General features: G+C 27.8%; 20 protein-coding genes and 1 riboswitch. Of the genes, 2 read left to right on the top strand and 18 right to left on the bottom strand.

Going from position 1 to position 22,892, the window contains the following annotated elements; genetic code table 11:
• Nucleotides 1-72 precede the first annotated feature (72 nt).
• The 3 genes from NG918_RS11755 to NG918_RS11745 form a co-directional block, all read right to left on the bottom strand.
• Nucleotides 73-723 carry a riboflavin synthase gene (locus tag NG918_RS11755; protein ID WP_252212833.1) on the bottom strand — a complete coding sequence of 217 codons (651 nt, stop codon included), beginning with the start codon at nucleotides 721-723 and terminating at the stop codon, nucleotides 73-75.
• 14 nt (nucleotides 724-737) lie between these two features.
• Nucleotides 738-1,829, bottom strand: a complete 1,092-nt coding sequence (ribD, locus tag NG918_RS11750; RefSeq protein ID WP_252212834.1) for a bifunctional diaminohydroxyphosphoribosylaminopyrimidine deaminase/5-amino-6-(5-phosphoribosylamino)uracil reductase RibD — start codon at nucleotides 1,827-1,829, stop codon at nucleotides 738-740.
• 361 nt (nucleotides 1,830-2,190) lie between these two features.
• Nucleotides 2,191-2,306: riboswitch (FMN riboswitch) on the bottom strand.
• 86 nt (nucleotides 2,307-2,392) lie between these two features.
• Entirely contained in the window at nucleotides 2,393-3,583 is a 1,191-nt protein-coding gene (locus NG918_RS11745) for a DUF6398 domain-containing protein (protein ID WP_252226310.1), read from the bottom strand.
• Nucleotides 3,584-3,885: 302 nt separating this feature from the next.
• Between NG918_RS11745 and NG918_RS11740 the strand changes: the two genes are divergently transcribed.
• Complete coding sequence (locus NG918_RS11740) at nucleotides 3,886-4,869, top strand: amidase domain-containing protein (RefSeq protein ID WP_252226308.1); 984 nt, start codon at nucleotides 3,886-3,888, stop codon at nucleotides 4,867-4,869.
• A gap of 128 nt (nucleotides 4,870-4,997) precedes the next feature.
• Here the strand turns inward: NG918_RS11740 and purB are convergent, their stop codons facing one another.
• A complete protein-coding gene (gene purB, locus NG918_RS11735; RefSeq protein WP_252226307.1) occupies nucleotides 4,998-6,428 on the bottom strand; it encodes an adenylosuccinate lyase in 1,431 nt (476 codons plus the stop codon).
• Between the two features lie 170 nt (nucleotides 6,429-6,598).
• On the opposite strand from purB, the gene NG918_RS11730 reads away from it, so the two are divergent.
• On the top strand, nucleotides 6,599-6,823 hold the full coding sequence (locus NG918_RS11730) for a DUF378 domain-containing protein (RefSeq protein ID WP_252212837.1): 225 nt from the start codon (nucleotides 6,599-6,601) through the stop codon (nucleotides 6,821-6,823).
• Between the two features lie 153 nt (nucleotides 6,824-6,976).
• Here NG918_RS11730 and NG918_RS11725 read toward each other — a convergent pair whose 3' ends face one another.
• The 14 genes from NG918_RS11725 to NG918_RS11660 all read right to left on the bottom strand — a co-directional run bounded on the left by NG918_RS11725 (nucleotide 6,977) and on the right by NG918_RS11660 (nucleotide 22,882).
• A complete protein-coding gene (locus NG918_RS11725; protein WP_003373177.1) occupies nucleotides 6,977-7,237 on the bottom strand; it encodes an HPr family phosphocarrier protein in 261 nt (86 codons plus the stop codon).
• Between the two features lie 126 nt (nucleotides 7,238-7,363).
• Entirely contained in the window at nucleotides 7,364-7,624 is a 261-nt protein-coding gene (locus NG918_RS11720; RefSeq protein ID WP_252212838.1) for a stage V sporulation protein S, read from the bottom strand.
• Nucleotides 7,625-7,771: 147 nt separating this feature from the next.
• The gene (rny, locus tag NG918_RS11715) at nucleotides 7,772-9,316 is read right to left on the bottom strand and encodes a ribonuclease Y (RefSeq protein WP_252212839.1); all 1,545 of its coding nucleotides are present in this window, start codon (nucleotides 9,314-9,316) and stop codon (nucleotides 7,772-7,774) included.
• 337 nt (nucleotides 9,317-9,653) lie between these two features.
• Nucleotides 9,654-10,724, bottom strand: coding sequence for a recombinase RecA (gene recA, locus NG918_RS11710; protein ID WP_252212840.1), 1,071 nt, complete (start codon nucleotides 10,722-10,724; stop codon nucleotides 9,654-9,656).
• Between the two features lie 157 nt (nucleotides 10,725-10,881).
• A complete protein-coding gene (gene pgsA / locus NG918_RS11705; RefSeq protein WP_252212841.1) occupies nucleotides 10,882-11,472 on the bottom strand; it encodes a CDP-diacylglycerol--glycerol-3-phosphate 3-phosphatidyltransferase in 591 nt (196 codons plus the stop codon).
• The gene (gene rimO / locus NG918_RS11700; protein ID WP_252226299.1) at nucleotides 11,456-12,796 is read right to left on the bottom strand and encodes a 30S ribosomal protein S12 methylthiotransferase RimO; all 1,341 of its coding nucleotides are present in this window, start codon (nucleotides 12,794-12,796) and stop codon (nucleotides 11,456-11,458) included. Before rimO ends, pgsA begins: the two co-directional genes overlap by 17 nt.
• 101 nt (nucleotides 12,797-12,897) lie before the next feature.
• Entirely contained in the window at nucleotides 12,898-15,252 is a 2,355-nt protein-coding gene (locus NG918_RS11695) for an FtsK/SpoIIIE family DNA translocase (RefSeq protein WP_252226297.1), read from the bottom strand.
• A 118-nt stretch (nucleotides 15,253-15,370) separates the two neighbouring features.
• Nucleotides 15,371-16,069 carry a ClpP family protease gene (locus tag NG918_RS11690; protein ID WP_252212844.1) on the bottom strand — a complete coding sequence of 233 codons (699 nt, stop codon included), beginning with the start codon at nucleotides 16,067-16,069 and terminating at the stop codon, nucleotides 15,371-15,373.
• A gap of 64 nt (nucleotides 16,070-16,133) precedes the next feature.
• Entirely contained in the window at nucleotides 16,134-17,333 is a 1,200-nt protein-coding gene (dapG, locus tag NG918_RS11685; protein ID WP_252212845.1) for an aspartate kinase, read from the bottom strand.
• A 139-nt stretch (nucleotides 17,334-17,472) separates the two neighbouring features.
• Entirely contained in the window at nucleotides 17,473-17,754 is a 282-nt protein-coding gene (locus NG918_RS11680; RefSeq protein WP_252212846.1) for a YlmC/YmxH family sporulation protein, read from the bottom strand.
• Between the two features lie 68 nt (nucleotides 17,755-17,822).
• Complete coding sequence (locus NG918_RS11675; RefSeq protein ID WP_252212847.1) at nucleotides 17,823-19,130, bottom strand: M16 family metallopeptidase; 1,308 nt, start codon at nucleotides 19,128-19,130, stop codon at nucleotides 17,823-17,825.
• 258 nt (nucleotides 19,131-19,388) lie between these two features.
• Entirely contained in the window at nucleotides 19,389-21,494 is a 2,106-nt protein-coding gene (locus NG918_RS11670) for a polyribonucleotide nucleotidyltransferase (RefSeq protein ID WP_252212848.1), read from the bottom strand.
• An 81-nt stretch (nucleotides 21,495-21,575) separates the two neighbouring features.
• Nucleotides 21,576-21,839 (bottom strand): 30S ribosomal protein S15, encoded by a 264-nt coding sequence (gene rpsO / locus NG918_RS11665; RefSeq protein ID WP_003373351.1) that lies wholly within the window; start codon nucleotides 21,837-21,839, stop codon nucleotides 21,576-21,578.
• Nucleotides 21,840-21,955: 116 nt separating this feature from the next.
• Nucleotides 21,956-22,882: a bifunctional riboflavin kinase/FAD synthetase gene (locus NG918_RS11660; protein WP_252226293.1), complete on the bottom strand. Its 927-nt coding sequence runs from the start codon at nucleotides 22,880-22,882 to the stop codon at nucleotides 21,956-21,958.
• Nucleotides 22,883-22,892 lie beyond the last annotated feature (10 nt).

Raw genomic sequence — 22,892 nt, 5'->3', positions numbered from 1 at the left:
ATTCCTAAGTTCAATTGCTCTGTCCAGTTTGCTTATGCATATATCAATACCCCCTTAAAACGCATTTTATTATTAAAAACCATTTTCTCTTAAAAACTCCATGGTTACATTGCTTTCATTTTTTATTTCTTCATCCTTGTTATTTACTAATTTTTCAATATATTTTCCAACCACATCACATTCTAAATTTACAACTGACTGAACTTTTTTCTCATATAAAATTGTATTTTCTAAAGTATGCGGTATAACAGATACTTTAAACTTTTCATCATCAACATATGCAACTGTTAGACTTATGCCATCAATGGCTATTGAACCTTTGTATATAATATATTTCAAAATCTCTTTTGATGCAGATATAGTAACCCATGTACCATCGACCTTTTTTTCTATATCGGTTATTTTACCTACTCCATCTATATGACCACTTACTATATGTCCACCAAATCTATCTTCTAATTTCATTGCTCTTTCAAGATTAATTTTATTTCCTGATTTCAAACTTCCCAGTGAACTTTTTTCTAAGGTTTCTCCCATTACATTAGCTTTAAATGAAGATTTAGTCATTTCCAAAACTGTTAAACATACACCATTTGATGCAATACTATCTCCTATTTTAGTATTTTCCAGTACCTTATTGGCTCTTATTTCTATTACTCCAAAGCCTCCCCCTAATGTAAGTTTCTCTAAACTACCTACTTCTTCAACAATTCCAGTAAACAATTAATCACATCCTTTTACTTCAATTTATTTATATATCCTTCTATAACTATCTCCTCTGATAATTTTTCATAAGTTAAATCTCTAAGTTTTACAGCATCACTTAATTTAGAAAATCCCTGTCCACCTATACTACTTTTACTTGTTTCACCACCTAATATTTTAGGTGCTATATAAAATCTTACCTTATCAACTATATTTTCTTCTAATGCAGAAAAGTTTAATGTTCCTCCACCTTCAATTAATATAGAATCTATTTTTAAATTACCTAAATATATCATCAATTCTTTTAAATCAACTTTTTTATTTTTATCAATTATTTCTATTACTCTTGCACCTTTATTAACTAATTTTTGTTTTTTTAATTTGTCAGCATATTTAGTTGTTGCTACTATGGTTAATCTATCAGAGTTATTTACTATCTTTGAATCTAATGGAATTCTTAAGGTGCTATCAACAATAATTCTTATTGGATTTCTCCCATTTTCTATTCTGCATGTAAGTTCTGGATTATCCTTAATAACAGTATTTACCCCTACCATAATAGCTGACAATTTATTTCTTAATAAATGCCCATCTCTCCTTGCTTCTTTTGATGTAATCCACTTTGACTCTCCTATAGCTGTAGCTATTTTCCCATCTAATGATATTGCACTTTTTAAAATAACAAATGGTAAATTTGATGTTATATATTTAATAAATGATTCATTTAATTTTTTACATTTCTCTTCTTCTATACCAACTATAACTTCTATATCATTCTCTTTTAGTTTTTTTACACTTTTTCCTGATACCATTGGATTTGGATCCAACATTCCTATTACTACTTTTTTTATTTTTTTCTCTATTATTAAATTTACACATGGAGGAGTTTTTCCATAATGTGCACATGGCTCTAATGTTATGTATATCGTACTTCCTTCTAATAACTTAGTAGCGTTGTTAATGGCATTTACTTCTGCATGTGGTCCTCCATACTGCTCATGATATCCTATTCCAATTATCTCATCGTCCTTTACAATTACTGCACCCACTAAAGGGTTTGGATTAACCTTTCCTATTCCTTTTTTAGCCAATTCTAATGCTAACCCCATATACTTCTCATTCACTAAATTCACCTTCTTCTTAATATAAAAATCATAGCAACCACTTATAGGCATGAGTTATTTATTTTCATTTGCCTAAATTAATTATGATTTGAATTTTTATGAAATTTTCCTTTTTTACAATGTTCTAAAGAAAAAAATCCCTGAAGTGTAATACTTCAGGGATTAATAATAATCTTATTTATAATGAATTATGATTTTAACGTATCAAAATAAAGATATATGATTTTAATATTATTTAGATATAATTAAAAATCATATTTTATCTTATAAATTAAAAAACCCTGAACTAAAATATAAGTTCAGGGTAAAAATCAATTTAAATAATACGAATTAAAACCTAATAATCATTAGATCAAATAAGTAATTTCTTCTTTCATCCAGACTTTACTGTCGGCTTCGGAATTTAACCAAATCTGCTATTTCTAGCTCGCGGGCTTTACCGCCGGTAGGGAATTTCACCCTGCCCTGAAGATTAATATTTAATTTATATTTTTATATTATCATATTCTTCTAATTATGTAAAGGTCAACACGTAATCTTTTTTCATATTTTACAATAATCTATTAATTTGATTTTTGAATTTTAAAATTTATATTCATTTCCTTTATCCAGTTAATAGTTTCGTTAGATTCATTCCATGCTTCTAAACTATATTTTATATAATGCATAGCTTCTGCATCACTTCCAAATCTAGATATTCTAGGTAATACTTTAGGAATTTTCTTTTGTTTCAATATATATGGTATTACAAATGAATTTTTCTTGTATGCTTTTCTTATAGCATCTTCTGCTTCTTTTATTTTTCCTGTTTTATAACGTAATAAAGCCTTATTATATGATACTGCTGCTAAATAATCATTATCATATTTTTTAAATAACTTTTCTGCATCATCATATCTTTTTTCAATTAATAACCAACTAGACAATATTCCTCTTACCATTAAGTTGTCTTTTTCATTAAATTCTAATATTTCAAATGCATTATCTATAGCATCATTTTTTTTACCCATTTTCCATAATTGAATAGCCAAAGTATATTTAGCTCCAAAAAATGGTTGAGCTTCTTTTTTATTAAAACATTCTTTAGATGCAGTTTTTAAACTGTCAATGCCCAATATGTATTTACCTGAATCAACTGATTTTTCTAATAACTCTTTCTTATCATTATCAGTTAAACTTACATCTTTAGATAAAATTATATATGCATCTGAGCAATACTCACAAACACTTAAAGCCTCTTTTGCAAGTTTTACCTTCTTATTAAAATTCTTTTCAGACCATGCTTTTCTCATTATTTTTTGAGCTTTTATAAATTCTTCAGTAATTCTAATATTTTCTTCTTTCTCAGCTTCTACTTCTTTTTTATCATTTAAAGAATCGCTCTTATCATTAGAATTTACTATCCATATTTCATCATCTTTTGATATATTTAATAAGTTTCTTATTTCTTTTGATTTCATAGAGCCCGTACTATTACTTACTCCAAATTCTTTATATAAATCAAGAGCTTTAATATATGGCTCCTCTTTAACATCAAATAAATTATTTACTGTTCCAATTGCATGAACAACTCCTGCTGCCCATGAAGAGCTTTTCCCTTTTTTCAATGAATCTTCATGGCTCATTCCTAAGTCATGTAACGCTTTTATACAAACTTTTTCATATTGTTCATTAAGATATTGATTTGAAAAGACTTTTATCTTTCCAAGAATTTCTTCATATTTTTCAACTATTGAGTTAGGTAAATTTTGCATTATTTTTATAACTCCTTTTTTTAAATCTCTCATAAGGTTTCATTATTCACTAATATAATTAAAATATCTTATAATTAAAATATTATTCTTTATTTTTTAATACCTTTATATTATATATTTTAATTATATTATCAGCAAGTGTTATACGTAATAGAACCACTTAATTATATCACATTATATGAGAATATATATTTTAATACTTTTTAGCAATATATATAAACTTTGTTCATATATATCTGTAAACGTATTTTTATAAATTAATTATAATTTATAAAAAACTACTTTCCTTAGGCGGTGATATATTGTTATCAATAGATTTATATTATTTTCATAAAATTTTATCTACTACATATGATAAATTCAATTTAATTCAAAAAGAAAAATGTAATGTAAGCGACAATATTTTTGAAGATTTATATTTAAAAAAATGCTTTAATTCTTTATGGCTAAAAAAATTGAACTTACAAATAAACAATATAAAAACTAAATATAAATTTAACATACTTGAAAAAAATCACAATTTACTCAAAATAAAATTTAACTACCTACAATCCTTCACTTTAAATAATTCACCCAAAGGTATAATATCATATTCATTAGATGAATATATACTTATATCAAATAAAAGTAATCACAAATTAAAAATAATGTTTTTAGTTAATAAAGAGGAAGATCCTAATTTATATGAAGATATACTAAAAAAAGATTTACTACAAATAATGAATATTATTTCATCTAATAAAATAGGTATTTGGAGTTCTAAAATAAAGGTTTTAGATCGTCTATATAAAAAATATCTTGAAAGTAATAATTGTTACAGAACACCTTATACTTCTGATAGAAGTTTTTCTTATGATCCATTAAAAGCTTGTGAATACGCCGAAAAATTTGCTTTGACTCCTAATAAAGATTATACATCCTTTGATGGTATAGGTGGAGATTGTACAAATTTTATTTCTCAATCAATTCATTTTGGTGGTTTAAAGACTTCAAATTCATGGAAACCCTATAGTAATGCTTGGGTTAGAGTTGAAGAGCTACATTCATATATTATAAAAAATAAACTTGGATTTGAAATTAATAAAAATTCTCCTTTAAAGAAGGGTACTATAATACAATTTTATACACCTAAAATAGGTCGATTCTTCCACTCAGGTTTAATAACTCATATTCTTCCAGATGGAGATTACTTATACTGCTGTCATAGCTATAACAAATTAAACTATCCTTTAAGTTTAACCTACCCTATATTATATCCTAGAATAAGAAGCTTAGAAATATATTAAAATCTGTTCTTAATTTTGCACTTTGTTTTAAGTATAACTTGATGTATGTACTAGGTTAAATAGACTTCTCAATAATATAGGATACCTTAGAATGATTCAAACTAAGATATCCTATATATTTAAATTATTTAAACTGTTATTTCACTCTTAATTTTTAAAGCTTCTTCATTACTTTCTATAATAGGATTTACATATTCATCAATAAATTCTACTACTTGACTTGGTGCTCTACCAACAAATTTTTTAGCATCTATTATTGATAATATTTCATCCTTAGTAAGTCCAAAAGAATTATCATTTATTATTCTTTCTATTAAATCATTATCTAATCCTTCGCCTTTAACTCTTTGAGCTGCTGCCATAGAATGAACTCGTATTTTTTCATGTAATTCTTGTCTATCTTTTCCTCTTTTTACTGCTTCCATCATTATATTTTCAGTAGCCATAAATGGCAGCTCACTAGCTACATGTGATGCTATGACTTTATCATATACTACCATGTTTTCAGCTATGTTCATATAAAGATTTAATACTCCATCTAAAGCCAAGAATCCTTCTGCAACTGATAATCTCTTATTAGCTGAATCATCTAACGTTCTTTCAAACCATTGAGTTCCTGCTGTTATTGCTGGATTTAAAGCATCTACTATTACGTATCTAGCTAGTGCACTAATTCTTTCACTTCTCATAGGATTTCTCTTATAAGCCATTGCTGATGATCCTATTTGATTTTTTTCAAAAGGTTCTTCCATCTCTTTCATACTTTGAAGTAATCTTAAGTCATTACTAAATTTATAAGCACTTTGTGCAATTTCTGATAATGTATTTAAAACTATTGAATCAAGTTTTCTTGGATAAGTTTGACCTGTAACGCCAAAACTCTTATCAAATCCCATTTTTTCTGCTATCATTTTATCTAATTTTTTAACTTTTTCTTCATCACCATCAAATAATTCCATAAAACTAGCTTGAGTTCCAGTTGTTCCTTTTACTCCTCTTAGTTTTAAACTATGTATTACAAAATCTATATTTTCAATGTCCATAACTAAATCTTGCATCCATAAAGTCGCTCTTTTTCCTACTGTAGTTAATTGAGCTGGCTGATAATGTGTAAATCCTAATGTAGGTAAATCTTTATATTCAATGGCAAAATTCTTTAAGTGATTTAATACTGTTACTATCTTATCTTTTATTAATAAAAGTGCATCTCTCATTATTATTACATCTGTGTTATCGCCTACGTAACAAGAAGTAGCTCCAAGATGAATTATACCCTTAGCAGCTGGACATTGTAACCCATATGCGTACACATGACTCATTACATCGTGTCTTACTTCTTTTTCTTTTTTTATAGCTTCTTCATAATTTATATTATTAATATTTGATTTTAATTCATTTACTTGTTCCTCTGTTATATTTAAGCCTAGTTCTCTTTCACCTTCAGCAAGAGCTACCCATAGCTTTCTCCAAGTTGTAAATTTCATATCATCTGAAAAAATAAAACTCATTTCTTTAGATGCATATCTTGAATTTAATGGTGTGCTATATAAATTTCTCATACAAAAACCTCCACACGAATATATTTTATTTTTTTTATTTCAACATTCGTATTATAACATATTTTTTATATTTTCATAGTATTTTATTGAAAAATTTACTTAATGTTATTATTTTTTATTTTAAATCATATATATAAACATAATGTATTCTAAAGTTAGGAGTGAATAAAATGTATAAATTAAATATATTCGATAAAATTTCTTTTATTTTAGTTATTCTAGGTGCCTTTAATTGGGGATTAATAGGTTTACTAAATATTAATTTAGTAACTATATTTTCTTTTGGAATACCTATAATTCAAAGAATAATATATATAATAATTTTTTTATCATCATTAAATTTACTGTCATTGCTATTTAAATGCAATAATAATTTAAATAAAAAAATTAATTAAAATACCTATTATAATATTTTCCCAATAAGTAAATAATATTATTCTTCTATTTGCTTATGGGGAAAATTATATTTTAATTAGAATATTATACATAACAAAAGAGATGTCTCCTAAATTTATATACTTTTTAGGGACATCTCTTTTTAATAAATATTAATCGTCTAAAGATTGAACTAAACTTACTAATTCTTCAACTGCTAGAGCTTCATCATCTCCAGATGCTGAAATTTTTATTGCAGCATCTTTAGTTACAGCTAAAGATAAAACTCCTATTAAGCTCTTAACGTTTGCTTTCTTACCATTGTATTCTATGCTAACGTCTGACTTAAATCCTGAAGCTTTCTTAACTAATAATGTTGCTGGTCTAGCATGAAGACCTGATGAACTTTTTACTATAACTTCTTTTGATACCATTATATCCACCTCTTTACAAAAAATTAATTAATAAATATAGCATCCAACCATTTTAGTATATACTGTTTTGTAATTAATTTCAACTTAAAAATAATTAAGATGCCCATTACCAAGCTCTTCTTTATCTTATCTAGGTTGTACTATAAGTTTTATTGCTGTTCTCTCTTCTCCATCTATTTGTATATCCGTAAAAGCTGGTACACAAATAATATCCTTTCCACTTGGTGCCACAAATCCTCTAGCTATTGCTATAGCTTTAACTGCTTGATTTATTGCTCCAGCTCCCACTGCTTGTATTTCCGCTATGTTCTTTTCTTTTATTATTGCGGCTAATGCGCCTGCTACCGAATTAGGATTTGATTTACTTGATACCTTTAATACTTCCATTTTTATTATTCCTCCTAGAATCATTATACAAAATCGTTTACATTAATATATATTCTATACAATCTATTAAATTCCTTTTATTTAGTATAATATTTTATAAAGAAAAAAGATAAAATGTATAATAATTATACATTTTATCTTTTAATTTTATTTAGCAAAGTCTACTGTTCTAGTTTCTCTTATTACATTAATCTTAATTTGTCCTGGATATTCAAGTTGTTCTTCTACGCTCTTCACTAAATTTCTAGCTAATTCAGCAGTACCAGCATCGTCAACTTTATCTGGTTTAACAATAATTCTTATTTCTCTTCCAGCTTGAATGGCATATGACTTTTCTACACCCTCATAAGAATTTGCGATTTCTTCTAATTTTTCCAATCTCTTAATATATGCTTCTAATGTTTCTCTTCTTGCCCCCGGTCTAGCTGCTGATATAGCATCTGCCGCTTGAACCAATACTGCTTCTAAAGATTGCATTTCCACATCTCCATGATGGGCTGCTACAGCATTTATCACCAATGGTTGCTCATGATATTTCTTAGCAAGGTCTCCTCCAATTAGTGCATGAGGACCTTCTTGCTCCTGATCTACAGCTTTACCGATATCATGTAGTAATCCTGCTCTTTTAGCTAGAGTAACATCTAAACCTAATTCTGAAGCCATTAAACCAGCTAAATATGAAACTTCTATGGAATGTTTTAATACATTTTGACCATAACTAGTTCTATACTTTAATCTGCCAAGTAGTCTTATAAGTTCTGGATGTAATCCATTTATTCCAGTTTCTAGGGTCGCTTGTTCCCCTTCTTCTTTTATATCATTTTCTACATCTTTAACTGCTCTTTCGACCATCTCTTCGATTCTTGCTGGATGTATTCTACCATCCACTATCAACTTTTCAAGTGCTATTCTTGCAACTTCTCTCCTTATTGGATCAAAGCTTGAAAGAATAACTGCTTCTGGAGTATCATCTATTATTAAATCTACTCCGGTTAATGTTTCTAGAGTTCTAATGTTTCTTCCTTCTCTACCTATTATTCTACCCTTCATTTCATCATTTGGTAGCGCAACAACATGCACAGTAGTTTCAGACACATGATCCGCAGCACATCTTTGAATAGCAGTCGTGATTATTTCTCTTGATCTTTTGTCTGCTTCTTCTTTTGCTTTGCTTTCGATTTCTTTTATCATCAATGCAGCATCATGTGAAATTTCTCTTTTAATTTCGTCTAAAAGAATTTTACGAGCTTCTTCACTAGAAAGAGATGAAATTCTTTCCAATTCTTCTCTTCTTTGAGTATATATTTCTTTTACATTGGCTTCTACTTGATCTATATCAAGCATTCTTTGATTAATTTTTTCTTCTCTTTTTTCTAGCGTATCACTCTTTTTATCAAGTGATTCTTCTTTTTGAATAACTCTTCTTTCAAGTCTTTGAATCTCATTTCTTCTTTCACGAGATTCTTTTTCAAAATCATTTCTTAACTTATGAACCTCTTCCTTAGCTTCAAGTATTGTTTCTTTTTGAAGAGCTTCTGCTTCTCTTTTAGCTCTTTCTAAAACATCTTGTGCCTCATTTTCAAGAGATTCAATTTTATCCTTCGATACTTTTTGTATCATTTTATAAAGTAGTATTCCTAATACTAATAATATAATTAAATTTACTATTATTATTAAAATCCAAAATTTCATATAAACACCTCCTAGCTTGTTAAGCTATCTATTTTTGTAAACAAGAAATCATAGTAGGTGTCATATTATTCTCACTGTATTGGGAATATGATAAACCAGTATTCCTTTTTATTCTATATTAAAAATAAAATTATGTCAAGCTTGCTATGATATTGTTATCATGCTCATATTTACTGAGTTACAAGAGTTTTTTTTATTTGTATTTGCTATAAAATTTTAGTAATAACAACATATATAATCATAAAAATATTTTCATATAACAATATTTATATATATCATCCTTTTTATTGTAAAAAAAGCAAAAGAAATAATCCTTTTGCTTTTTATAATTATCTATTTATTTATCTGATTGTTCCTTATTTTCTTTATTTTTAACTTCAGATGATGTTTCATTTATAACAGCATCCATCAATGGAAGATTATGTTTTTCTCTTATTTGATTTTCTACATCTAATGCAACTTCTGGATTTTCTTTTAAGTATTGTTTAGCATTTTCTCTACCTTGACCCAACCTTATGTCTCCATATGAGAACCATGCCCCACTCTTTTGTACTATTTCTTCCTTAACTCCAACATCTAATATGTTTCCTTCTCTTGAAATACCTTCGTTATACATTATGTCAAATTCTGCTTGTTTAAAAGGTGGTGCTACTTTATTCTTTGTTACTTTTATTCTTGTTCTATTACCAACAATACCATCACCTTGTTTTATAGAGTCTATTCTCCTTACATCAAGTCTTACTGATGCATAGAACTTTAATGCTCTTCCTCCTGTTGTTGTTTCAGGTGAACCAAACATTACTCCAACTTTTTCTCTCAATTGGTTAATGAAAATTGCTATGCAATTTGTTTTACTAATTGTACCTGCTAGTTTTCTTAATGCTTGTGACATTAGTCTTGCTTGAAGTCCAATATGAGAATCTCCCATTTCTCCTTCAATTTCAGCTTTAGGAACCAATGCTGCAACAGAGTCAACTATAATTACATCAATTGCACCTGAACGAACTAATGCTTCTGCTATTTCAAGACCTTGTTCTCCTGTATCTGGCTGAGAAACTATAAGATTTTCTGTATCTACCCCTAAGTTTCTTGCATAAGATGGATCTAATGCATGTTCTGCATCTATAAATCCTACTGCTCCACCTTTTTTCTGTGCTTCTGCAGCTATATGAAGAGCTATTGTTGTTTTACCTGAACTTTCAGGACCATAAATTTCAATAATTCTTCCCTTTGGAACTCCACCAATTCCAAGTGCTATATCTAAATCTAAACATCCAGTAGAAATTGAATCAATATTTAAAACACTGTCTTCACCTAATTTCATAACTGAACCTTTACCAAATTGCTTTTCTATTTGTCCCATTGCATTTTCAATTGCTTTTAATTTATTTACATCTATATTAGCCATAATGTTACCTTCCTCTCATCGAACTTATGTTCTGTATATAATTATAATTTAACTATTATTATTAGTCAACAGTATTGATAAAAATTCCCCCTTTAAAATACATCTTAAAGAAGGAATTTATTATAATTATATCCATGTTATATTATTTTAAACTTATCTATTTATTAGTAGATATTGAATCTTTGTTTTTCTTAAAATATTCATATCCTGAAATTATAGTTATTATAACAGCTGCTATTAGCATTATATTTGGAACTGTACTAAAGAATCCTTTCCAAAATTCACTATTAATAACTAAATTAGTTAAATACTTTGAGTCACCTATACTAACTTGTAATAGCAATAATACTATAGCTATTATTTGTATTACTGTTTTTATCTTTCCCCACCAACTTGCTGCTATAACTCTTCCCTCAGAAGCAGCCAATGTTCTTAAGCCTGATACTGCAAATTCACGTGCTATTATTATAACAGCAGCCCAACTTGGAACTATATGCATTTCAACTAATGTAATTAGTGCAGTTGTCACTAATAGTTTATCAGCTAAAGGATCCATAAATTTTCCAAAGTTAGTAACTTGGTTTCTACTTCTTGCAATATATCCATCAAGCTTATCTGTTAAAGCAGCTAAAACAAATATTATAGTAGCTATAAAACTACCATATGGTATTCCTTTAACAACTATAAATATCAGAAAAATAGGTACCAAAAATATTCTAATTAAAGTCAACTTATTTGCAAGATTCATCTTCAACAACTCCTATTAAATCGTAATCCATATTTTTGATTATTTTTACTTTAACGAATTCACCTATCTCCAATGGCTTAGGAGATTCAAAAAATACATTTCCATCTATATCAGGTGCCATCTCAAAATTTCTACCTTTATAGCATTCACCATCATATTCTTCAATTAGAATATCATATTTTTTGCCAACTTTCAATTTATTTATATTATTAGAAATCTTTTCTTGAGATAACATTAACTTTTCTTCTCTTTCGCTCTTTATCTCTTCATCTATTTGTCCATCCATTCTTGAAGCCGGTGTATCTTCTTCTCTTGAATATTTAAAAACTCCTACTTTATCTAATTTATATTCTTGTAAGAATTCTAAAATTTCTTGAAAGTCTTCTTGTGTTTCTTGTGGAAATCCTACTATGAATGTTGTTCTAATTGTAATATTTGGTATATTCTTTCTAAGTTTTTCTATTTTATCAGTTATGTCTTTCTTGCTTGTTTTTCTTCCCATAAGCTTTAATACATGATCACTTATGTGCTGTATAGGTATATCTAAATATTTTACTACTTTATCATTAGATGCGATTTCTTCTATTAATTCATCATATATGGCTTCGGGATAGCAATATAATACTCTAATCCACTTTATTCCTTCTATTTTAGATAACTCTTTTAATAATACATGAAGATTTTTCTTACCATAAATATCACTACCATATTGTGTTGTATCTTGAGCTATTAATATTAACTCTTTAACACCTTTACTTGCTAAGTCTGTAGCTTCACTAATTATATTTTCCATCCTTCTACTTCTAAATTTTCCCCTTATTTTAGGAATTATACAATATGTGCAAAAATTATTACAACCTTCTGCAATTCTTATATATGCACTTTCCTTTTGTGTTGTAAGAATTCTGTCTCCTTCATTTATGTTTTCATCAGAATAATTTAATAATTGAGAAGCTTCTTTATCTCCTTCAATAAGTTCTGTAATAACTTTATCTATTTTATTATAATCATTAACTCCTAACATTATGTCTATTTCAGGTATAAGATTTTTTAATTCATCACCATATCTTTGTATTAAACATCCTGTTGCTATAAGAAGCTTACACTTGTAATTATTTTTATATTCAGCCATTTCTAAAATAGTATCTATTGATTCTTGTTTAGCCGACTCTATAAACCCACATGTATTTACAATTATAACATCTGCTTCTTTTGCATTATTAGTTATTTCATATTCATTACTCATTTTTCCAAGGATGATTTCAGAATCCACTCTATTTTTATCGCATCCTAAACTCACCATTCCAACTTTGTACTTAGTCAAGTTTTTGTCCTCCTGTATTTTAATGTTTTTAATTATACCAAATTAATTATAATATTTATAGCTATATTATCAACTATAATTAATTATTTAAGTTTTCTTTTTTAATTCTCATCTTTATCATCATATAATTCTTCTTTGGTAATCAATATCTTTCTTGGTCTACTTCCATCTTTTTCAGATATTATACCTCTTTCTTCTAACTGATCCATTATTCTAGAAGCCCTATTAAATCCTATCCTAAGTTTCCTTTGAAGAAAAGAAGTTGATGCTTGCTCGTATTCAATTACCGCATTTATGGCATCATTAAGTAGTTCATCAACATCATCACCATTTTCTGATATTGATGATTGAGCTTCATTATTTATATGCTCTATTATTTCTTCTTCATAATTACTAGTACCTTGACTTGATTTTACAAAGGATATAACTTGTTCTACCTCTTCTTCTGATATAAAGCAACCTTGTACTCTAAGTGGTTTACTTTCACCAACTGGATAATATAACATATCTCCTTTACCAAGAAGTTTTTCTGCACCAGAACTATCAAGTATTGTTCTAGAATCTATTTGAGACGAAACTGCAAATGATATTCTAGATGGTATATTAGCTTTAATTACACCTGTTATTACATCTACTGATGGTCTTTGAGTTGCTATGACTAAATGCATACCTGCTGCTCTAGCCATTTGTGCTAATCTACCTATATAATCTTCTACATCATTAGGGCAAACCATCATTAAATCTGCCAATTCATCTACTATGATTACTATATAAGGAAGTTTTTCTTCTATTACTCCTTTATTAAATAATTCATTGTATGATTCCATATTTCTAACACCCATTTCAGCAAAAAGCTTATATCTTTTTGTCATTTCATTTACTGCCCAATTAAGTGCTGCTGCTGCCTTTTTAGGATCAGTAACTACTGGAATTAAAAGATGTGGTATTCCATTATAAACATTGAGTTCAACAACCTTAGGATCTACCATAAGCAATTTAACTTCATTTGGACTATATTTATATAATAGACTTATTATTAAAGAATTTATACATACACTTTTTCCTGAGCCCGTTGCCCCTGCAATTAATGTATGTGGCATCTTACTTAAGTCTCCTACAACACATTTCCCTGAAATATCTTTTCCAAGAGCAAAAGCTAATTTTTTACTTGAATTAATAAATTCTTTTGATTCTAAAACTTCTCTTAAAAATACTGCTACTTGATGTGAATTAGGAACTTCTATTCCTATAGCTGCCTTTCCTGGAATAGGTGCTTCTATTCTAATTCCTGACGCTGCTAATCCAAGAGCTATATCATCTGATAAATTAACTATTTTACTAACTTTAACCCCAGGGCTTGGTTGTAATTCAAATCTTGTAACTGATGGACCTTTTGTTACTTGAGTCACTTTTGCATCCACCCCAAAATTTGATAATATTTCTTCAAGCTTACTAGCATTTTCTATCAATTCTTTTTTATCAGAACCCTTAAGTTTTTTGTTAATCTTTAAAAGTTCTAAACCTGGATAAAAATATGGCATATCCTCTTTATTTTGTTCGTGATAAAGGTTTTCTTCTATTTCACTGCTCATATTTTGTTTTTCTTCACTATTTAATTTTATTTTTTTATGAGTGGCTTTCTTCTCTTCTACAATATTTTCAGTAATTTGATTTTCTATATCAGACGAGAATTCACCTTCTACATCATCTTTAATATTATCATTTTTCATAAAATCTAAAATCTTTATTTTTTTATCTACAGTTGATAAAAATGCATCTTTTTCTTTACTAATTATTGGAACGTCTTCATCTTTTTCAACCACGTTTACAAATGTATTATCTAAAACTTTAACATCTTTTTTAGATTTAGATTTTACATTTCTCTCGCTTTTTATTTTTTTTCCTTTGTCTTTGGCTACAATCACTAAATCATATAAATTGATATCAAATATTAATATAAGTGAAATAACAGATAAAGTAAAAAATAATATATAAGTCCCTATTGCCCCCATAAACCTATATAAAGGGTAACATATAAAATAAGCTATTAATCCACCATGTAAACTTCCCTTATTATCAATAATAAATCTAATGTTATCTCCAAAACTATCTGTATCATTCATCATTTGAATATTTATAACTGAGCAAGTTAATATTAATATTAATATTAACATTAATATCCCTAAAAATCTTTTCCCGAACTTTACATTGCCTCTAGTTTTGATATATTGAAAACCAAAATATATTAGATATATAGGTATTGCATAAGAGCCTACACCTATTAATAAATAAGAAAAATTTTGTGCTAAAGAAGATAGTAATCCTGCTAAAGAAGTGTATATAGCTATGGCAAGTATTACGCCTATTGCCATATATATTATTCCTAATATATCATTATTTATATTGCTTTCTTTTTTAGTTTTTTTATTACTTCTTTTAATTCCACTTCTGCTCACATTTAATCACCTCATTGTTAATTATTTCTACATAGATAAAACTTCTCCTTTAATAAGATACCACTAAAAATAAAAAACAGCTATAATTTTTTTCTATAGCTGTTTAAATACTTAATTATTATTCAGTTAATTCTTTTAATTTTGCTAAGGCTTCTTTTATTCCTCCAACTTCATCTATAAGTCCACAATCAACTGCTTGCTTACCAATAAGTATTGTTCCCACATCATTTAATAATTCATTTGTTTGTAGCATGAATTTTTCCAATTCTTCTTCTTTAATATGTGATGTCCTTGTAATAAATTCATTTATTCTTTCTTGCATCTTTTTAAAGTATTCAAAAGTTTGTGCTACTCCTATTATAAATCCATTCATTCTAACTGGATGAACTATCATTGTTGCAGATGGAGTGATAAAAGAATAATCTGAAGCTGTTGCAAGAGGTACTCCTATTGAATGACCTCCGCCTGTTACTATTGATACAGTTGGCTTAGATATACTTCTTATCATTTCTGCAATAGCAAGACCTGCCTCTACATCTCCACCAACAGTATTTAATACAATTAGAATACCTTTAACATTATCGTTTTGTTCTAGATCTATCAATTGAGGTATAATATGCTCATATCTTGTTGCTTTAGTCTGAGGTGGTAATACCATATGACCCTCTATTTGACCTATTATAGACAAAACTTGTATACTTTTATTTGGCGTTACAGGGGCTGTATTTCCAAATTCCCTTATAGATTGCATTTTATTTTCGGCTTCACTGTTGTAATTTTTTTCATTATTATTTTCACCATTGAATATATTGTTCATAAAAACATTCCTCCCATACAATTATTTTGTACGGAAGGAATTATTATATACCTACTTATTTCATCTAAGATAAATTAAAAGTTTTATGAAGTACATTTATAGCTTTTTTAGTATTTTTTGAATGGATTAAACACCAAATTGTCATATTAGAATCAGCTGTCTGTAATACTTCTATATTGGCTGTAACTAAAGATTTAATTATTTTAGCCATAACACCTGGTCTTCCATTCATTCTAGAGCCTATAACTGCTATAGTGCTGCACTCTTCTATTAAATGATATTTTAAATTAAAATTAGTCAATATATTTTCTACAGTTTCTTTAACTTTAGAATTTATTGTAAATACTTGTCTATCAGGAAATATATTTATTAGATCCAGACTTATTTTATTTGCAGCTAATAAGTCCAATACATCTTGATATTTCATGTTTCCTTCATTTTCAACAAGCTTAATTAAAACTTGAATTCTATCTTTTTGATGTGTTATTCCTGTTATAATTCTTTCATTTTCTTTATCACCAAAGTTATTTATTAATGTTCCTTTGCAATTACTCATTGTATTCTTAATAATTAAAGGAATATTAGCTTTCATTGCTAGTTCTATTGCCCTTGGATGAATAACACTAGCACCTTGATCAGCTAATTGAAAAACTTCATTATAGCTTATTACATCTATTAAACTAGCGTCTTCTACAAGTCTTGGATCAGCTGTCATAATACCATCTACATCAGTGTAAATCTCTATACTTTCTGCTTGAAGTGCTACTCCAAGTATTGATGCTGTTGTATCACTTCCACCTCTTCCTAGTGTTGTAAAATATCCATCTTCACACATTCCTTGGAAACCTGTAACTACAGGAACTCTACCTTGAGATATTAAGTCTAATATTTTCTTTGGATTAGTATCTATACATTTTGCATCAGTAAAATTGTTATTAGTTATAATTCCAGCTTGCCCACCTGTTAATGGAACTGCATCTATTCCTGCAGCATATAAATCATTACTCATTACAACAGAACTAATAAACTCACCACAACACATAAGTAAATCTTGAGCTAGTTTATTTGATATTTTAAAATCTTCATTTACTAAAGATAATAATGTATCAGTTGCATAAGGCTCACCTTTTCTTCCCATTGCAGAAACAACTACAACTGGATTATATCCTTCTTTTTTTGCTTGTTTTACTTTTTCAATTACTCTTTGTCTTTTTTCTGGTGTTGAAACCGAAGTTCCTCCAAATTTTTGAACAACTATCTTCATGTGTTTAATTATTTATCAAAATAGTTAAATATAAGTCTTTATACTTAATTTATTTTAATAAATATCCTCCCTTCATGATTACAAATATTACATCCTTAATAATATAATATTTGCATACCATTTTAAAGTTTAACTTTTTTTAAAGTTTAATTTTTTTTACTATTTCATCATCTGCATCAAGTATTATTGTTTTAGACCCTATTTTTTTTACACATTCCCAAGGAATTTCTAAAAACTCTTTGCTACCAAACATGCTAAATTTGCTAGTACTTGTATTAATAATTAAAAATTTAAAGTTTCCATCATCATCTATTATTAAATCATTATTTGCCAAATAATCGTATTTTTCACCATCATTTATATTTATCAACTCATATTTCTCTATATCACTTAAATATTTTATATTATTTAATTCTCCCATAATATATATCCTCCTTATTTGCTCATAACATAATATGATTAAAGAAGTATATTTATTACAAAATAAATTTATATGTTAACTTTATCTCTATTTGAAGAATTATTATATGCTTTTGTATCTGCCAATATTATTCTACTTAACTCATTGTAATTTACCTCTTGACCTACATAGCCAGCATTTAATATTCCTGGTTTAAAACATTCATCTAAAACGTTTTGTATGTCATTTTGGTTTATAGCATCTATTCTTCTTATAACTTCCTCTTCTGTAAATACCTCATTAGTAAAAAGATAACTTTTAGCATTTGCAAACATTCTTGAACTCGTACTTTCTAGTCCTAAAATATACGTAGCTTTTATTTTCTCTTTACTAATTTCTAATTGATTCTTTGTTATTCCATTATTTGAGAATTCTATTACTTCTTTATTTATAACTTCAAGTGCTTTATGTGCATAATTTTTGCTCAGACCTGTATATATATTTATAGTTCCTATACCTTGAAACGGTTGCAAATAAGAACAAATTGTGTAACATAGTCCTAATTCCTCTCTTACTTTTTGAAAAAGTATAGAAGAAGCTCCTCCCCCCAAAACATTGTTTAAAAGTACTAATGGATAACTATTTTTATCTCTATATGGTAACCCCTTTAACCCTAAAGAAATATGTAATTGCTCTATTTCTTTATTCACATATCCTGATTTACAATGTATTATTGGTGTATTATACTCAGGTATGTATTTTTCTTTACTTTTCCAACTACCAAAACAATCTTCTATTAATTTTTTCAATTCATTCTCATCAAATTTTCCACAAACTGATATTACTGAATTGTAAGGAGTATATTTTTCTGATATGAAATTTAAAATTTTTTCTCTAGTAAAAGATTTTATTTTAGGTATAGTTCCAAGTATAGGATATGATAATGGATTCTCTCTAAAAACAGCCCTTGAATGTTCATCATCTAATACATCTTCTGGCGAATCCTGACTCATATTAATTTCTTCTATTACTACACCTTTTTCCTTTTCTATTTCTTCTTCATCAAAATTTGAATTTAATATCATATCTGAAAGCACATCTAAACTTAAATCTAAATGAGTATTTAACGCTTTTATATAATAGCAAGTTGCTTCTTTACTAGTAAATGCATTTATTTGTCCACCTACATTTTCTATTTCTTCTACTATTTGTTTTGCACTTCTTTTTTTAGTTCCTTTAAAAAACATGTGTTCAATAAAATGAGATATTCCATTTACTTCCTCAACCTCATTTCTAGAACCATTTTGTATCATTATTCCAACACTTACTGAATTTAAGTGATCTATCTTTTCTGTTATAACTCTAAGTCCATTATCTAAAGTATACGTATTATACATAATTATTGCTCTCCTTCCATCTATGAATTACTTAAAATCATGCAGGTATAAAAATATTTTTCCCATAATAAATTTTAATATGAAATTTTTTTATTATTATATTTATATACTAACAATTACAATCCATGCTATATGTTAAGGGGAAATTTTAAATGATTATAATAAAAAAATCGCCAAAGCGATTTTAAAGTCATTAATTTATATATATTTATATAAAAAACATATGAAAAAAGAATAAAAAGGCAATTTAATTGCCCTTTATTTTTCTTCTTTGTTTTCTTGATCTAAAAGAACATCTTTTCTTGAAAGATTTATTCTACCTTGTGAATCAATTTCAGTAACTTTTACTAAGATTTCATCTCCTACAGAAACAACATCTTCTACTTTATTAACTCTTTCTTTATCTAATTTAGATATATGAACTAAGCCTTCTTTATTTGGAAGAATTTCAACAAAAGCTCCAAATGTAGTTATTTTAGTTACTTTACCTAAATAAATTTCTCCAGCCTTAACATCTTTAGTTAATCCTTCGATTATCTTTATTGCTTCTTTAACACCTTCGTGATCACTTGAACTTACAAATACAGATCCATCTTCTTTTATATCAATTTTAACGCCTGTATCTTGAATTATCTTATTGATAACTTTACCACCTGCGCCTATTACAGATCTTATCTTGTCTGGATCTATTTGAATTGTTTCTGTCTTTGGAGCATATAAAGAAACATCTTCTCTATGTTCTGATATACATTCATTAATTTTATCTATTATAGTTAATCTAGCTTTTCTAGCATCGCGAATTGCATTTTCTACTACATTAAAACTAAATCCTTTAAGCTTAGTATCAACTTGGATTGATGTAATTCCTTCAGTAGTACCTGCTACCTTAAAGTCCATATCTCCGAAGAAATCTTCTATTCCTTGAATATCAGTTAATACTTGTTCTTCTGATAAGTCTTCTGAAGTAATTAATCCCATAGCAATACCTGCTGCTGGTCTTTTTATTGGAACACCTGCATCTAATAATGCTAATGTTGAACCACAAACTGATGCTTGTGAAGTAGATCCATTTGAACTTAATACTTCTGATACTAATCTAATTGTATATGGGAATTCTTCTTCAGATGGGATTAATGGTTCAAGTGCTCTTTCTGCTAAAGCTCCATGACCTATTTCTCTTCTACCTGGTCCTCTTAAAGGTTTTACTTCTCCTACACTATATCCTGGGAAGTTATAGTGATGCATATATCTCTTTGATTGAGCCTCATCTATTCCATCTAAGATTTGTATATCTCCTACAGCACCTAATGTTGCTACTGTCATTACTTGAGTTAATCCTCTTGTAAATAATCCTGTTCCATGAGTTCTTGGAAGTAATCCAACTTCACAGCCTAAAGGTCTCACCTCATCAAAAGCTCTTCCATCAGGTCTTCTCTTGTCTTTTAATAACATATGTCTTACGACTTTCTTTTGCATGTTATAAAGTACTTCTTTTATATCTCCAAATTTATCTTCATATTTTTCGCCAAATTCTTCTTTAACTTTTTGATTAACAGCATCTATAGCTGCATTTCTTTCATCTTTATCAGTTATATACATGGCTTCTTTTATCATATCTGAAGCAAATTCTTTTATATCTTTTTCTACTTCTTCATCAACAGTAAATAATGTTGGAACATCTTTTTCCTTACCAAATTTACTAACTGCTTCTTCTTGGAAGTTAATTATTTTTTGACATTCATCAAATCCAAATTTAATAGCAGCAATCATAGTATCTTCAGGAATTTCATTTCCACCTGCTTCTATCATCATTACTCTTTCTTTAGTTGCACAAACTGTTAAATGAAGAGTACTTTCTTCACGTTCAGTTGCATTTGGATTAACAATAAAATTATCATCTATAAGTCCGACTTGAACAGCTGCAACTGGGATTGTAAAAGGTATGCTTGATAAGCATAATGCCATTGATGCTGCATTAATAGCTAATATTTCTGGTAAATTATCCTTTTCTACAGAAACAACAGTACAAACTACTTGAACATCATTTCTATATCCTTTTGGGAATAAAGGTCTTAGAGTTCTATCTACAGCTCTACCATTTAATATAGCTTTTTCTGATGGTCTTCCTTCTCTCTTTATAAAACCACCTGGTATTTTACCTACCGCATATAATCTTTCTTCATATTCAACACTTAGAGGGAAAAAATCAATTCCTACTCTTGGCTCACTTGATGCATTAACATTAGTTAAAATAACAGTATCTCCGTAGCTCATGAATGTAGCTGCATTTGATAGCATACCTATTTTCCCGAATTCAACTTTCATTTCTTTTCCAGCAATGTTAGTTGATAAAACGTTATTCATCTTTGAAACCCTCCTTTCAAACTCTCTTTATATTTTTTATAATTTTTTTAAAATAATAGAGCGGAAGATCCGCTCTAAAAATTATCTTCTTAAACCTAATTGTTTTACTATTGTTCTGTATCTTTCGATATCTTGATCAGCTAAATAGTTTAGAAGACCTCTTCTATGTCCAACCATCATTAAAAGACCTCTTCTTGAATGATGATCTTTTTTGTGAACTTTTAAATGTCCTGTTAATGAGTTAATTCTTTCTGTTAATAAAGCGATTTGAACTTCTGGTGAACCAGTGTCTCCTTCACTTCTTCCGTATTGTTTAATAATTTCTAATTTTCTTGCCTTATCCATAAGTGCACCTCCGTGTATTTTATCCCCTTATTTCCAAGTAAAAAGATGGCACCTTCAAACTTAGAAGTAGGTTCAATGTGTATTATATCAAAACTAATGATTATTGTAAATAAATATTATTTAACAACTATTTCTTCTTTCTCTGCAAATAATTTATTGTTTTTAAGTTCATTTACTAAATCATCTACAGAATCAAATTTCTTTTGATCTCTTATTTTTTTTATAAAATTAACTTCCATAATCTTTCCATAAATGTCATCATCAAAATTTAAAATATTAGTTTCTAAAGTAATCTCTTTGCCATTAACTGTTGGATTATTTCCTATGTTAGTGATTCCTCTATATATTTTATTATTGACTCTAACATTAGTATAATATACACCTATTTTAGGTAAAATAATGTCTTTATTATACTTTAAATTAGCCGTCGGAAATCCCATCATTCTTCCAATTTCTCGACCATGTACAATTTCGCCTTTTATAATATATGGTCTATTTAACATGATACTAGCTTCTGAAACATTACCAGCTTCTAATTCTTTTCTAATTCGAGTACTACTTATAACTTCATCTTTATATGTACATGAATCCATAACATGTAATTCGTATTCATATTTTTTTTCAAGTTCTTTTAAAAGTTTAGTATCACCTGAATTTTTATATCCAAATTTATAATTAAAACCTACTATTATTCCTTTTATATTTAAATTAATACATAGAAATTTTATAAATTCTTCTGGTGTTATTTTCATAAATTCTTCATTAAAATTTGCAAAATATGCTATATCAATACCCTTATCTTCTAACATCTTTATCTTGTCATCATTTTCCATCAAAAGTTTAAGAGTATTACTTGGATTTATAAATTTTCTTGGATGATTTTTGAATGTAAAGACCATACTTTTACCATTATTTTTTTTTGCTATCCTGGTAACTTCATCTATTAATGATAAATGTCCTATATGTAATCCATCAAAACTTCCAAGAGCAACATAATTATCATAAGTTTGTACATCTTCAAAGTTGTTTTCTATAATAATCATCTTTATTACT

Origin of the sequence: Clostridium sp. ZBS2 (assembly GCF_023845855.1) — a bacterium.
GTDB lineage: Bacteria > Bacillota > Clostridia > Clostridiales > Clostridiaceae > Clostridium > Clostridium aquiflavi.
Note: the sequence above shows the minus strand (reverse complement) of the source record. Positions and strands in the feature narration are given on the sequence as shown.

Bases quoted from the DNA above. Each gene is read 5' to 3' on its own strand.
- NG918_RS11690 (WP_252212844.1), bottom strand. From the start codon at position 16,069: ATGAACAATATATTCAATGGTGAAAATAATAATGAAAAAAATTACAAC.
- dapG (WP_252212845.1), bottom strand. From the start codon at position 17,333: ATGAAGATAGTTGTTCAAAAATTTGGAGGAACTTCGGTTTCAACACCA.
- NG918_RS11670 (WP_252212848.1), bottom strand. From the start codon at position 21,494: ATGAATAACGTTTTATCAACTAACATTGCTGGAAAAGAAATGAAAGTT.
- NG918_RS11680 (WP_252212846.1), bottom strand. From the start codon at position 17,754: ATGGGAGAATTAAATAATATAAAATATTTAAGTGATATAGAGAAATAT.
- pgsA (WP_252212841.1), bottom strand. From the start codon at position 11,472: ATGAATCTTGCAAATAAGTTGACTTTAATTAGAATATTTTTGGTACCT.
- NG918_RS11745 (WP_252226310.1), bottom strand. From the start codon at position 3,583: ATGCAAAATTTACCTAACTCAATAGTTGAAAAATATGAAGAAATTCTT.
- recA (WP_252212840.1), bottom strand. From the start codon at position 10,724: ATGGCTAATATAGATGTAAATAAATTAAAAGCAATTGAAAATGCAATG.
- NG918_RS11675 (WP_252212847.1), bottom strand. From the start codon at position 19,130: ATGTATAATACGTATACTTTAGATAATGGACTTAGAGTTATAACAGAA.
- NG918_RS11660 (WP_252226293.1), bottom strand. From the start codon at position 22,882: ATGATTATTATAGAAAACAACTTTGAAGATGTACAAACTTATGATAAT.
- NG918_RS11720 (WP_252212838.1), bottom strand. From the start codon at position 7,624: ATGGAAGTATTAAAGGTATCAAGTAAATCAAATCCTAATTCGGTAGCA.
- rpsO (WP_003373351.1), bottom strand. From the start codon at position 21,839: ATGGATAAGGCAAGAAAATTAGAAATTATTAAACAATACGGAAGAAGT.
- purB (WP_252226307.1), bottom strand. From the start codon at position 6,428: ATGAGAAATTTATATAGCACACCATTAAATTCAAGATATGCATCTAAA.
- NG918_RS11730 (WP_252212837.1), top strand. From the start codon at position 6,599: ATGTATAAATTAAATATATTCGATAAAATTTCTTTTATTTTAGTTATT.
- rny (WP_252212839.1), bottom strand. From the start codon at position 9,316: ATGAAATTTTGGATTTTAATAATAATAGTAAATTTAATTATATTATTA.
- NG918_RS11725 (WP_003373177.1), bottom strand. From the start codon at position 7,237: ATGGTATCAAAAGAAGTTATAGTAAAAAGTTCATCAGGTCTTCATGCT.